This window comes from Planococcus sp. 11815 (assembly GCF_051096385.1).
In the GTDB taxonomy this organism is placed as follows: Bacteria; Bacillota; Bacilli; order Bacillales_A; family Planococcaceae; genus Planococcus; species Planococcus citreus.
In genome coordinates, this window is the sequence record NZ_CP096991.1 from 1,397,720 (window position 1) to 1,411,264 (window position 13,545).

Annotated in this window: 10 protein-coding genes and 1 other annotated feature; of the genes, 8 read left to right on the plus strand and 2 right to left on the minus strand. The window is 49.9% G+C overall.

Features of this window, described 5'->3' with window-relative positions; genetic code table 11:
* Positions 1 to 834 precede the first annotated feature (834 nt).
* From hemA to M1Q06_RS07180, 8 genes are all read left to right on the plus strand, one after another.
* Positions 835 to 2,217: a glutamyl-tRNA reductase gene (hemA, locus tag M1Q06_RS07145; RefSeq protein ID WP_274623813.1), complete on the plus strand. Its 1,383-nt coding sequence runs from the start codon at positions 835 to 837 to the stop codon at positions 2,215 to 2,217.
* Positions 2,218 to 2,378: 161 nt separating this feature from the next.
* Entirely contained in the window at positions 2,379 to 3,209 is an 831-nt protein-coding gene (gene ccsA, locus M1Q06_RS07150; protein ID WP_101190150.1) for a cytochrome c biogenesis protein CcsA, read from the plus strand.
* Positions 3,210 to 3,227: 18 nt separating this feature from the next.
* A complete protein-coding gene (gene hemC, locus M1Q06_RS07155; RefSeq protein ID WP_121300171.1) occupies positions 3,228 to 4,157 on the plus strand; it encodes a hydroxymethylbilane synthase in 930 nt (309 codons plus the stop codon).
* The gene (locus M1Q06_RS07160) at positions 4,132 to 4,836 is read left to right on the plus strand and encodes a uroporphyrinogen-III synthase (protein WP_434402475.1); all 705 of its coding nucleotides are present in this window, start codon (positions 4,132 to 4,134) and stop codon (positions 4,834 to 4,836) included. Before hemC ends, M1Q06_RS07160 begins: the two co-directional genes overlap by 26 nt.
* Positions 4,833 to 5,813 (plus strand): porphobilinogen synthase, encoded by a 981-nt coding sequence (gene hemB, locus M1Q06_RS07165; RefSeq protein ID WP_434402477.1) that lies wholly within the window; start codon positions 4,833 to 4,835, stop codon positions 5,811 to 5,813. The genes M1Q06_RS07160 and hemB overlap by 4 nt, the downstream gene beginning before the upstream one ends.
* Position 5,814: 1 nt before the next feature.
* A complete protein-coding gene (gene hemL / locus M1Q06_RS07170) occupies positions 5,815 to 7,101 on the plus strand; it encodes a glutamate-1-semialdehyde 2,1-aminomutase (protein ID WP_434402479.1) in 1,287 nt (428 codons plus the stop codon).
* Between the two features lie 443 nt (positions 7,102 to 7,544).
* Positions 7,545 to 8,594: an AbrB family transcriptional regulator gene (locus tag M1Q06_RS07175; RefSeq protein WP_434402481.1), complete on the plus strand. Its 1,050-nt coding sequence runs from the start codon at positions 7,545 to 7,547 to the stop codon at positions 8,592 to 8,594.
* Positions 8,595 to 8,615: 21 nt separating this feature from the next.
* Positions 8,616 to 8,833 (plus strand) — a binding site (T-box leader).
* Between the two features lie 81 nt (positions 8,834 to 8,914).
* A complete protein-coding gene (locus M1Q06_RS07180; RefSeq protein WP_434402483.1) occupies positions 8,915 to 11,548 on the plus strand; it encodes a valine--tRNA ligase in 2,634 nt (877 codons plus the stop codon).
* A 338-nt stretch (positions 11,549 to 11,886) separates the two neighbouring features.
* Here M1Q06_RS07180 and M1Q06_RS07185 read toward each other — a convergent pair whose 3' ends face one another.
* Entirely contained in the window at positions 11,887 to 12,681 is a 795-nt protein-coding gene (locus M1Q06_RS07185; RefSeq protein ID WP_434402485.1) for an ATP-grasp domain-containing protein, read from the minus strand.
* The gene (locus tag M1Q06_RS07190) at positions 12,678 to 13,541 is read right to left on the minus strand and encodes an ATP-grasp domain-containing protein (RefSeq protein WP_434402487.1); all 864 of its coding nucleotides are present in this window, start codon (positions 13,539 to 13,541) and stop codon (positions 12,678 to 12,680) included. Before M1Q06_RS07190 ends, M1Q06_RS07185 begins: the two co-directional genes overlap by 4 nt.
* Positions 13,542 to 13,545: the final 4 nt, after the last annotated feature.

Genomic DNA, 13,545 nt, shown 5'->3' on the forward strand with positions numbered 1-13,545 from the left:
GAAGTGTCACTGTCAGTTGGTTTCATCCACTGGTGGGGGCACCTAGCCAGACTTGATAGTGAAATGAATCGTTCATTATTGCGCGCATCTCTGAGTAGTCGCCTCCCGCTTGGGGCTGGCCTCCTGCAATAAGCCAAGAAGAACACTTGTCTTATCGCTCCGGCTCGCCCGTGTGCGCGGTTCGGCTTTTAGATTTCATTGGATATTGCGTGCGAAGACGTGTCACTGTTCATTGTTTTCATCCGCTGGTATCGTCGCTTGGCTGGACTTGATAATTGTAGAGAAGTTCTGTAATCAGTTCAATTTGAATTTACGAAGAAGATTAAAGTTTTTCAAGCTTGCTTCAGTGTATGACGAATTATATTTCCTATCTAAAACTAGAGATGAAGCGCAAAGGGGCGACTCTGGAGGGATCAGGACGAGCTGAAGACCCTGGACTGAGCGCTAGCGAGGGAAGCGGCTGAAGCCGGCCCCCTCAGAAAGCGTCCCCTTGAAGCGAAATCTCGACCGCATACATTTTCTATTCAAATTCGGTAATATACATATCTTTTTCCCGATTCAACACCATGAAAATCACCATTCATTGTGCATAAGTTCACAGTTAATTCCGACTACAAGCGTTATACTTGTGACACCATAATCGCTTTGCTAGAATTGTAATTAGGTTAAGTTTAGAATGATTATAAAGTGGAGTTTCCACAGCGGAAACCCTTGTACGATAAAGCAAAGTTCAAGCAGGTTCATGCCTTGTTCACAAAATCGCAGGCATAATCTGATGGAAAAGTGGTATACTTAGGGAAATGAAATATTGAACGCGAAAGGTGTTTTAAGCCCATGCATACACTCGTAGTCGGGGTCAACTACCGTTCAGCGCCTGTATCGATCCGTGAGAAGCTGTCGTTCATCGAAAGCGAGCTTCCGCAAGCGATGCAAGCCCTGCAACAACAAAAAAGCATATTGGAGAACGTCATCGTATCGACATGCAACCGGACGGAGATCTATGCCGTCGTGGACCAACTGCATACCGGCCGTTTTTACGTGAAGCAATTTTTGGCTTCCTATTTCGACATTCCGATGGAGCAGTTCTCCCAGTATTTATTCCTTCATGAACAGGACGAAGCGATTGATCATTTGTTCCGTGTCACTGCCGGAATCGATTCGATGGTCCTTGGCGAGACGCAGATTCTCGGCCAAGTGAAATCGAGTTTCCTCGCAGGCCAGGAAATCGGCACAACGGGAACTGTGTTCAATCAATTGTTCAAGCAAGCGGTGACGCTGGCGAAACGTGCGCATAGCGAAACGGCGATCGGCGAGAATGCCGTATCGGTTTCCTACGCAGCGGTCGAGCTTGGCAAGAAAATCTTTGGTTCATTGAAGAACAAGCATGTCGTCATTCTCGGAGCAGGGAAGATGGGCGAGCTCGCCATCAAGAACCTGCAAGGAAGCGGGGCGGACCGCATCACGGTCATCAACCGCACATTCGAGAAAGCGGAAGTGCTCGCCGGTAAATTCGGCGGCACGGCGAAACCTTTGAATCAATTGCAATGTGCCTTACTGGAAGCGGACATCCTGATTTCTTCTACTGGCTCGACTGATTTTGTCATCGACCTCGAATTGATGCAGTTTGTCGAGAAGCTGAGAAAAGGCAAGCCGTTGTTCATGGTCGATATCGCGGTACCGCGCGATATGGATCCGCGCATCGGCGATCTTCAGAACGTCTTCCTATATGATATTGATGATATGCAAGGCATCGTCGAAGCGAATCTCGCTGAACGTGAACGTGCGGCGAAACAAATCGCCGGCATGATTGAACAAGAAGCAGAGCAGTTCAACGACTGGCTTGGCACACTCGGCGTCGTTCCAGTCATTTCCGCACTGCGTGAAAAAGCGCTCGGCATCCAGGCGGAAACGATGGAAAGCATCGAGAACAAAATGCCGGATTTGACGGATCGTGAGAAGAAGATCCTCAACAAGCACACAAAATCGATCATCAACCAATTATTGAAAGAGCCGATTTTGCAGGCCAAGGAAATGGGTACGGCCAAGAAATCACGCGAACAGCTAGAGTTGTTCATGCAGATTTTCGGCATTGAAGATGAAGTTGAAGAGCAGCGTGAAAAACAAGCGCTTGCGACGCGCCAAAAAGCGGAGCGTGCACGTCTTGAAAAACAGCAAGAAGCACTGCAAGGACAAGAAAATCCAGGCTATACTGTATAAAAGCATTTCCACTTGGCGTGGATTTTCATCTCCATCGCCGTAAATGACCCAACTGGGCCGCGAAAGCGGGATAGAGCTATCTTATAATGAGGCGTTTTCGAATCTATATGTTAAAATGTAGAGGCGAAACGCCTTTAATTATGGAAACGAAGGGGAATAGGATGGCTGATATAACAATGGCAAGGCTGCATGAAGCTATGGTTATACTATATGCTATCAGCCTTGTCTTTTATTTTGTCGATTATTTATATACTACGAAAAAAGCCATCCGGATCGCCATGTCACTTCTTGGGGCCGTGTGGTTATTGCAGACCGTGTTCCTGGTGCTCTATATCATAGAGACGCAGCGCTTCCCGGTACTGACTTTGTTTGAAGGCATTTATTTCTATGCGTGGCTATTGGTTACGCTATCGCTCGTCTTGCGGATTTTCTACCGCTTCGACTTTGCGGTATTTTTGATCAATATCATCGGATTCATCTTTATGGTTATCCATACTTTTGCGCCGGTCCAGATTGAACGGTCGCCGGTCGGGGAAGCCTTGGTGTCGGAGTTGTTGTTCATCCACATCACGTTCGCTATCCTGTCCTATGCGGCGTTTTCTCTGTCGTTCGTCTTCTCCGCGCTTCACTTGCTGTTATACAGGCTGTTGAAGCAGAAAAAATGGACAAAGCAATGGAGCAGCTTGCCGTCACTCGGGCAGACCGAACAGGGCATGACCATTTCCATCCTGGTCGGGATCCCGATGCTGTTTGTCTCGCTCGTTCTCGGCTTCCAATGGGCAGTGGTATCGTTGGAGGAATTTTCCATTTTAGATGTAAAAATTGTGGGTTCGTTCATCCTGTTGATTGTCTATAGCTTCATTCTATGGCGTCACCGGCGGGGGAACTTGAATGGCATGAATTATGCCTGGGCCCATTTGTATGCATTTTTGTTATTGCTGCTTAATTTCTTTTTCGGCAGCCGGTTATCGGAATTTCATTTTTGGTATTAATAGAAAGGTAGGATTCAGTTGAGAAAAATCATTGTAGGGTCAAGAAGAAGCAAGCTTGCGTTGACGCAAACCAACCAATTCATCGAGAAAATGAAAGCGGCAGGTGCGCCGTTTGAATTCGAGATCAAAGAGATCGTCACTAAAGGCGACCGCATCCTGGATGTCCAATTGTCGAAAGTGGGAGGCAAAGGGCTGTTCGTGAAAGAAATCGAGCAGGCGCTTTATGCCAAGGAAATCGATTTTGCCGTCCACAGCATGAAAGACATGCCGGCTGTTCTTCCCGAAGGTTTTGTCATTGGCTGTATCCCGGACCGTGAAGACCCGCGCGATGCATTCATCGCGAATGATCATGTGAAATTAATGGATCTGCCAGTCGGCGCTGTAGTAGGCACAAGCAGCTTACGCCGGAGCTCGCAGCTTCTTTTACTACGCCCGGACCTCGATGTCCAGTGGATTCGCGGAAATATCGATACACGCCTCGCGAAGCTCCATGCAGGGGATTTCGATGCCATCATCTTGGCAGCAGCCGGATTGAAACGCATGGGCTGGGGCGATGACATCGTCACTGAATTCATGGATACAGAAGACTGCCTGCCGGCGATCGGCCAAGGCGCACTGGCTATCGAATGCCGTGAAGACGATGAAGAGCTTCTTGCGGAACTCGCAAAAGTGAACGATAAAAAAACAGAACTTGCCGTCACGGCGGAACGTAAATTTCTGAAAGACATGAACGGCAGCTGCCAAGTGCCGATTGCGGGATACGCAACGGTTTCAGGTGATGAAATTTCGTTCACAGGATTAATCTCAGCTCCAGAAGGCGACCAAGTGTATAAAGAATCAGCGGCCGGCAAAGACCCGATTGAAGCGGGCCGTATCGTAGCTGAAAAAATCAGTGCACAAGGCGGATATGATTTGATCCAGCGTGTCATCGCCGAAAGCAATGTGTAAGAAAAAACCGGTCATCATTTTTACCGGCAGCCGGCTGCCGAAAGAAGCGGCAGAGCTGGCGCTGCAGAACGGGGCGCAAGTGGAATATTTTCCGTTGATCGAAACGGTGCTTCGAAAAACGGATGCGCCTGATTTCGGGCGCTACGGCTGGCTTATTTTCACGAGCCGCAATAGCGCAGAAGCTTTTTGCAAACTGCATCCCGAAACGAACGCGAAAATAGCGGCTGTCGGCGACAAGACCGCTGAAATGCTAGAAGAACACGGCTATACGGTCGACTTCATCCCATCAACGTTCAGTGCCGATGTCTTTGTTCGGGAATTTCCGGACATCGCCGGCAAGGAACGCTGTTTGTTTGTCCGGGGGGCACTCGCCAAAGACACGATTTTGTCGATGCCGCTTGCGATCGATGAATGGACCGTCTACGATACCGTCAAAAAGAGCAGCAATGCACAAGCGCTCGCCGGGATGTCAGATGTCACGATTATTTTCGCCAGCCCTTCAGCAGTTTCCGCTTACACGGATGCGGGCGGAAATTTCAAGGACATCAAGACTGCCGCGATTGGGCACATCACCGAACGAGCGATTAAAGAAGCAGGGGGAGAAGTTCATTTCCGCCCTGAAACTTATACGTATCTTGAAATCATCCAGACAATAGCGAAAGGAAGTTGCAACTTATGAAAGATTTGAAATTCGATCGCCACCGCCGTTTGCGCGGTTCTGCGAATCTTCGTGCAATGGTCCGTGAAACTTCTGTTCAAAAAGAGGATTTCATTTATCCGATTTTTGTTGTGGAAGGAGAAGACTATAAAAAAGAAATCTCCTCAATGCCAGGCGTTTATCATTTTTCAATCGACCGCCTTGGCGAAGAATTGGATGAAGTGGTCGAGCTCGGCATTCCGTCCGTCATTCTTTTCGGTGTTCCGAAAGACAAAGACCCGGTCGGTTCGCAAGCTTATCATGACCACGCGATTACACAAGAAGCGATTCGTTTTGCCAAACAGCGCCATCCGGAACTCGTTGTTATCGCCGATACGTGCCTATGTCAATATACTGACCATGGCCATTGCGGCGTTATCGAAGACGGCGTCATCTTGAATGACGAGTCGCTCGACTTGTTGGCACGCACTGCGGTATCCCAAGCGAAAGCAGGGGCAGACATCATCGCGCCATCGAACATGATGGACGGGTTTGTTGCGGCAATCCGCTACGGTCTTGATGAAGCCGGATTCAGCCATATTCCGATCATGTCATACGGCGTGAAATATGCTTCCGCTTACTACGGCCCGTTCCGCGAAGCGGCGCATTCTACGCCTCAATTTGGCGACCGCAAAACCTACCAAATGGACCCTGCAAACCGCATGGAAGCACTTCGTGAAGCGTCATCTGACGTCAATGAAGGCGCAGATTTCATGATCGTCAAACCGGCATTGTCTTATCTTGATATCATCCGCGAAGTACGTGATAACTTTGACATCCCCATCGTCGCTTACAATGTGTCCGGCGAATACGCAATGGTTAAAGCAGCCGCACTAAACGGGTGGGTCGATGAAGAGAAAATCGTCCTTGAAACTTTGCTCAGCATGAAACGTGCGGGCGCAGATATTCTGATGTCGTACCACGCAAAAGACGCGGTACGCTGGCTGGAGGGGAAATAAGATGGGATACGAACACTCTAAACAAGCATTCGAAGAAGCGAAAACATTGATGCCAGGCGGCGTCAACAGCCCGGTGCGAGCATTTAAATCGGTCAATATGGACCCGATTTTCATGCAATCCGGCAGCGGCGCGACCATTACGGACGTCGACGGCAATACGTATATCGATTACGTCTTGTCTTGGGGCCCGCTGATTCTGGGCCATGCCCATCCTGAAGTGGTGAAAGCCATCCAGGAACAGGCAACACTTGGCACTTCATTTGGCACACCAACGACCCTTGAAAACGATATGGCAAAACTCGTCCAAGAGCGCGTGCCGTCAATTGAAATGGTCCGTATGGTATCGTCCGGTACAGAAGCGACGATGAGCGCATTGCGCGTGTCACGTGGCTATACTGGCCGCAACAAAATCTTGAAATTCGAAGGCTGTTACCATGGCCACGGCGATAGTCTATTGATCAAAGCAGGATCTGGCGTTGCGACACTCGGCTTGCCGGATTCACCAGGCGTTCCTGAATCTGTGGCAAAAAACACGATCACGGTTCCTTATAACGATTTGGAAAGCGTGCGTCTAGCATTCCAGGAATTCGGCGATGACTTGGCGGCTGTGATCGTCGAGCCGGTTGCCGGCAATATGGGTGTCGTCCCGCCAGCCGAAGGATTCCTTCAAGAGCTGCGCAACTTGACGCATGAAAACGGCACCGTTTTGATCTTTGATGAAGTCATGACTGGCTTCCGCGTCGGCTATAATTGTGCACAAGGCCATTACAGTGTCACGCCGGACATGACATGCCTCGGCAAAGTCATCGGCGGCGGCTTGCCTGTCGGCGCATTCGGCGGCAAGCGCGAAATCATGGAGCAAGTCGCACCGAGCGGCTCGATCTACCAGGCGGGCACACTGTCCGGAAACCCGCTCGCGATGCGTGCAGGCTTTGAGACTTTGTCGCGCTTGAACGAAGCGAGCTACGAAACATTCGTTGAACGTGGTGACCAGCTCGAAAAAGGTTTCCGCGAAGCGGCTGAAAAATACAATATCCCGCATACGGTCAACCGTGCAGGCTCGATGATCGGCTTCTTCTTCACGAATGAGGAAGTGACGAACTTTGAAACGGCTTCGAGTTCCGACCTCGAATTGTTTGCGGAGTATTATCGTTTGATGGCGGAAGAAGGCATTTACTTGCCACCATCCCAGTTTGAAGGCATGTTCCTTTCGACTGCCCATACACCTGAACATATCGAACGCACAGTGCAAGCATTCCATAATGTGTTTGCGAAACTAGCGAGATAAATGAAACAAACCGTCCTTGAAGGCCATTATGAATGGCTTTTGGGGGCGTTTTTTTGTAGTTGAGTTAAATTTTAATCATGGCTTGTGCATTAATAATAGAGAGTGTGGGGTTTGGAGATTACGCTTCAGGGGCACGCTTTCCGGAGGGCTCGCATTGAGCCGCTTCGTCACTACGTTCCTGCAGGGTCTCAATTGTCTCGCTATTCCTCCAGGAGTCGGCCCCTTCCGCTCCATCTCTCTATGTAAAATAAACCATATCGTTGTTTTATTCAGAGTTTAATTTTATTACGTACATACCATGATAAAAAAGCTGATTCGGAGTTGCTTCAATCGATATTCTCAAATCTAATACGCTTCCATATTTTTGAAAAGTTCATTTTCTATCTAATAGTCTGGTAATATAAAACTAATGGTAATTTTAATTAGTGAAAGTTGGTAACGCATTGAAAAGTTTTCTTATAACTTTGGCCATCGCGCTTGGCGCTGGCTTTTTGTTCAGCTTGACCGGCTTGTTCCTGCCTTGGCTATTAGGCCCGATGGCGGCTTTTCTTATTTTGCGTCAAGTGACCGATATGAAGTTCCACTGGCCGAAAGTGTTCCGGACGCTCGGGCTTTTGTTGCTCGGCGTCCAGATCGGCGCAGCTTTTACGCAGGAGTCTGTATTGTTGATGGCGGCGGATCTGCCATATATGTTCATCATGACCATCGCGGTCGTCGCATTTTCCTTAGGGCTCGGCTTGTTATTCCAGCGCATGACGCGCGTGACGATGTCGACGGCCTTGCTTGGCTCGATGCCGGGCGGCTTGTCGCAGATGGTGCTCATTTCTGAAGAAGTGAAATCCGCTAATGTAACGATCGTGTCGGTCATGCAGACCTTCCGCATCCTGCTCATTGTCTTCACCGTGCCGCTCGCAGCAGGATTGCTGTCGGGCCGTGCGCCTGGTGATATCGTGGAGGCAGGCTTCCGTTTCTCACCATATGCATTCGGTATCGCGCTCGTCTTCGGCTATGTATTGTACTGGATCATGAAGCGCATTTCTTTTCCAGCGCGTGAATTGATGGCGCCGGTTCTTGCGATGGCGGTCGTCCAGACTTTGACAGGTAGTGATTTGGTCGATCTGCCGAGTCTTGTCGTCGTCATCGCGCAAGTGTTGATCGGGACGCATCTCGGCTTGTCGATGGAAAAGCTCGGCGATTCCTTGGACGGGCGGATTGCAGGGGCGGTGCTCCTCAATACCATACTGCTCATCGCGTTTTCAGCAGGTCTTGCCTACGGATTGGAACTGCTATTGCCGGAGTATCTATTCCTCGACTTTTTCTTGAGTGCAGCCCCGGGCGGCATGGCGGAGATGACGATTACCGCGCTCGAGGCAGGAGCCGATGTGCCGCTGGTGACGAGCTTCCATCTATTCCGGCTGTTCTTTATCCTGCTCGTTGCGGCGCCGCTCGTGTCTCACTACGTGAAAAAGCTTGACGCTAAATCAGGCTATTGAGTACAATAAGCTTAACAGGATATTGATGCGTTGATGAGGATAGTAAAGTGTCCGGGACATTTCAGAGAGGGAGCCGAGTGGTGAGAGGCTTTCATGTTCCGCATTTGAATGTCACCTCGGAGCAGTTGCCGTGAAATGAGTAGCGGGAACCGGATGCGAATCCGTTATCGAACTTGAGAGCCAGGCGAATTCTGCCTGTGTATAAAGGTGGTACCGCGAAAAACTCCTTCGTCCTTTACGAGACGACAGGAGTTTTTTTGTATTCATTTTCAAGTTCGACAGTAAACAGAGCCGAATGTTGGCCAAGAGGAGGAATTTGGATGAGCAAGCAATTATCAACGAAATACGAACCGCAAGCAATCGAACAAGGGCGTTACGACTGGTGGGTGGACAATAAATTCTTCGAAGCGAAACCGGAAAGCGGCAAAACGCCGTATACGATCGTTATCCCGCCGCCAAACGTCACGGGCAAACTTCACTTAGGGCATGCGTGGGATACGACTTTGCAAGACATCATGACGCGCATGAAGCGCATGCAGGGCTATGACGCCTTGTGGCTTCCTGGTATGGACCATGCCGGCATCGCGACACAGGCGAAAGTCGAAGGCAAGCTGAAAGAAGAAGGCCGTTCACGCCACGATATGGGCCGCGAAGCGTTCCTTGAAGAATCGTGGAAATGGAAAGAAGAATACGCTGGACATATCCGCCAGCAATGGTCGATGCTTGGCCTAGGCCTCGATTATTCACGCGAGCGTTTCACATTGGACGAAGGCTTGTCAAAAGCGGTGCGTGAAGTATTCGTGAAACTGTACGAGAAAAAATTGATTTACCGCGGCAAATACATCATCAACTGGGACCCGGCAACAAAAACGGCGATCTCGGATATCGAAGTTATCTACAAAGACGTACAAGGTGCGTTCTATCATATGCGCTATCCGCTGGCTGATGGTTCCGGTCATATCGAAATCGCGACGACTCGCCCTGAGACGATGCTCGGCGATACGGCAGTCGCGGTCCACCCGAGAGATGAACGCTATCAGCATTTGATCGGCAAAAAGGTCATCTTGCCAATCATCGGCCGTGAAATTGAAATTGTTGCCGACGATTACGTGGATCGCGAATTTGGAAGCGGCGCCGTGAAAATCACGCCTGCCCATGACCCGAACGACTTCGAAATCGGCAATCGCCATAATTTAGAACGCGTTCTCATCATGCACGAAGACGGATCGATGAACGAAAACGCCGGAAAATATGAAGGCATGGACCGCTTTGAATGCCGCAAAGCGATCATAAAAGATTTACAGGACATGGACGTGCTATTTAAAATTGAAGACCACCTTCACTCGGTCGGGCATTCCGAGCGCAGCGGTGCGGTCGTCGAACCGTATCTGTCGACGCAATGGTTCGTCGACATGCAGCCACTCGCCAAAAAAGCGGTCGATAGCCAAAAGAGCGACGACGGCGTCAATTTCGTGCCGGACCGTTTCGAAAAAACTTATTTGCACTGGATGGAAAACATCCGCGATTGGTGCATCTCGCGTCAATTGTGGTGGGGCCATCAGATCCCGGCTTGGTACCATAACGAAACCGGTGAAATCTATGTCGGCCACGAGGCACCGGCTGATGCGGAAAACTGGACGCAAGATGAAGATGTTCTTGATACGTGGTTCTCATCCGCACTATGGCCATTTTCGACACTCGGCTGGCCGGAAGAAAATGATGAATTGAGCCGTTACTACCCGACCGATGCACTCGTGACGGGCTATGACATCATCAATTTCTGGGTATCGCGCATGATTTTCCAGGCGCTTGAATTCACTGGCGAGAAACCGTTCAAAGACGTGCTCATCCACGGCCTTGTACGGGATGCAGAAGGCCGCAAAATGTCGAAATCTCTGGGCAACGGCGTCGACCCGATGGACGTTATCGCAGAATACGGCGCAGATTCCCTGCGCTACTTCCTGGCAACGGCATCATCTCCAGGACAGGACTTGCGCTACTCGAATGACAAAGTCGAATCGGTTTGGAACTTTGCCAATAAAATATGGAACGCCTCGCGCTTTGCGATGATGAACATGGAAGGCATGGAGCACAAAGATATCGATTTGTCTGGCGAGAAATCCGTGGCGGACACATGGATCTTGACGCGCCTCAACGAAACGATCGAGCAAGTGACAGGCCTTGCGGAACGCTACGAGTTCGGGGAAGTCGGGCGCCTGCTTTATAACTTCATCTGGGATGATTTCTGTGACTGGTACATCGAAATGGCGAAATTGCCATTGTACGGGGAAGATGAACAAGCGAAAGCGATGACGCGTTCCGTTCTCGCTTATGTGCTCGATAACACGATGCGCTTGCTTCACCCGTTCATGCCGTTTATCACGGAAGAAATCTGGCAGAACTTGCCGACAGAAGGCGAATCGATCACGATTGCGGCTTGGCCGACAGTGAACGCTGAACTTAGCGACAACAAGAAAGCTGACAGCATGAAGCTATTGATGGACGTTATCCGTTCGGTCCGCACAATCCGTGCCGAAGTCCAGACGCCGATGAGCAAGAAAGTGCCGATGACGATCAGCGCGAAAGACGAAACAACTTTATCGGTGCTCGAAGAAAACGCAGCGTATATCGAACGTTTCTGCAACCCGGAGACGTTGACGATCGGCCACAACATCGAAGCACCAGAGAAATCGATGTCAGCGGTCGTGTCCGGAGCGGAATTGTTCATGCCGCTCGAAGGCTTGATCGACATCGAAGAAGAGTTGAAACGCCTGCAAAAAGAACTCGATAAATGGGCGAAAGAAGTCAAGCTCGTCCAAGGCAAGTTGTCGAACGAACGCTTTGTGTCGAAAGCACCGGAAGCGGTAGTGGCAGAGGAACGCAAGAAAGAAGCGGATTACCTCGAGAAGCACGCGACCGTTGAAAAACGCATGGAAGAATTGAAGAATCTGTAATAGCAAAAAGCGACTCCCTTTAAATGGGAATCGCTTTTTTCAGCTTGTCAAGAAAGCTAGGAAGCCGTGTTTTCCGAAGCTTATCACTCGCTTTCCCTGGGCTCGCGCCCAAGCCTCCTCAGCCGCCACTGTGGCCTGCGGGGTCTCGGTCGTCTCGCTGATCCACTGGAAAGATAAGGTCGACCTACGGGAGACCTTATCTTTGCGAAAGTAATGCGTAGCATTATTGAGCAGAAGGGTTTACGAGCGAACGCTTCTCCAAATACTTAGATAGGTCATTGATTTTGAATGTCGGAAAAATGATCCTAGTTCAATTCATAACTGGGTAATAACCTCATTTAGTTCCGGTCGCTGTCACGGAATGGATAATTTTGATCCAATTTCGTGAAATGTTTTGCCAAAAGTTCGGCGATATTGTCGTCGTGAGTTTGATAAAAGGAGCGGGCGCCGACTGGGTCTTCGAGTTCGTTGAACAGATGGCGGCCGTCTTCCAACAGCAAAAAATCGATACCGATATAATCACTTTCCAATGCCTTGGCAATTTTTTTAATATCTTGCCGCTGTACGGCTGTCAGCTCAAAGCGTTCAGCGGTAGCGCCGAGCGAATAATTCGCTTTGAATGAATCAGTGGCGCTGCGTTTGACCGCACCGACGATTTCCTTGTCGATAACGTACGCCCGGACATCCGCCGTGTGGGGGACCACTGGTTGGTAGAGGAGAGTGGTTTCGGTATCCGGCAAATCTTGTTCCGATTCAACGAGCCACACTTCCATGCCGCCATGACCGTTTGCGGTTTTGGCGATATACGGGAGAGCGAGCTGCGTTTTTTGTGTCGGGATCACCGGCACTCCGAGCAGCTGAAACAATTGATAGCTCTGCCATTTATCGTTGGCGATACGGTTCACTTCAGCGCGGTTGATGAGACGTACGCCCCGGTCTTCCAATAAACGGGCAGCATGTGGCTGGCGCACACGAAAAAACACTGATTGGCCATAGACGCGCTGGACTAATTGTTCCAAACCTTGCTCGCTCCAATCATCCCAGGTCAGTAATTCAATCGAAGAAAAGCGCTTCAATTCATTGATGAATCCTTGATTGTGCTGCGCAGCCATTGATTCATACAAAACAATCATGACAAATCCTCCATGATATAGCGGATCATCGCATCCGCCACGTTGACGCCCGTCACATTGAGGATATTGCGGATATGCGCAGCGGCGTTGACTTCACAGACGAGCGTCTGGCCGTCTGGTCCATACAATAAATCGACGCCGGCAAATACAGCACCGACAGCTTCAGCCGCCTCCAAAGCGAGCTGCTGTTGCTGTTCGCTCAGTTCAACTGGGAAGGCACGCCCGCCGTTTGTGATATTCGCGCGGAAATCGGTGTCGGACTGTCGTTTCATCGCGGCAACGATCTTTCCGCCGACGATATTGACGCGGATGTCGCGTCCGCGGCTTTCTGAGATGAACTCCTGGAACACGTAATCGATACCCGACAGGCTTTCGACTTTCTCATAAAACTGTTCTTCCGTTTCAATCAAATACACTTTCATGCCGAACGACCCGTGTCCTTCCTTGATGATCATCGGCAAGCCGAGTTGATCCAAGACGCCTTCGTAATAACCGGAACCTTGGATTGTGAAGTTCGGATACACTTTCGGTGCGACGATCGTCTTTGGCATCGGAATCTTTCGTTCTGCCAGACGTATGTATTGCGTGGCTTTGTTATCGCATAAGTCGATGATCGCCGGATCGTTGTAAACGGGAACGCTCCGGCTTTTCAGGAAATAGCCGAGCAAAATGTCTTTGTCGAGCAGCACCGCAAAATCGGGAAACTCTTGCTGTGCAGAGAGCGACATTTGGATTTCGTAATTTTTCTTGATTGATACTTGGATGCCCTGGCGCTCAGCGGCTTCAGCCATCAATTGCGCCTGGTCTTGAAATTTATCGGAAACGAGGCTTCCGTTATAGATAACCCAACAACTCAGCATTTCC

What these genes read in the sequence shown, in the direction of transcription:
- hemA (WP_274623813.1), top strand. Translation starts at nt 835, where the DNA reads ATGCATACACTCGTAGTCGGGGTCAACTACCGTTCAGCGCCTGTATCG.
- ccsA (WP_101190150.1), top strand. Translation starts at nt 2,379, where the DNA reads ATGGCTGATATAACAATGGCAAGGCTGCATGAAGCTATGGTTATACTA.
- hemB (WP_434402477.1), top strand. Translation starts at nt 4,833, where the DNA reads ATGAAAGATTTGAAATTCGATCGCCACCGCCGTTTGCGCGGTTCTGCG.
- hemL (WP_434402479.1), top strand. Translation starts at nt 5,815, where the DNA reads ATGGGATACGAACACTCTAAACAAGCATTCGAAGAAGCGAAAACATTG.
- M1Q06_RS07180 (WP_434402483.1), top strand. Translation starts at nt 8,915, where the DNA reads ATGAGCAAGCAATTATCAACGAAATACGAACCGCAAGCAATCGAACAA.
- M1Q06_RS07185 (WP_434402485.1), bottom strand. Translation starts at nt 12,681, where the DNA reads ATGATTGTTTTGTATGAATCAATGGCTGCGCAGCACAATCAAGGATTC.
- M1Q06_RS07190 (WP_434402487.1), bottom strand. Translation starts at nt 13,541, where the DNA reads ATGCTGAGTTGTTGGGTTATCTATAACGGAAGCCTCGTTTCCGATAAA.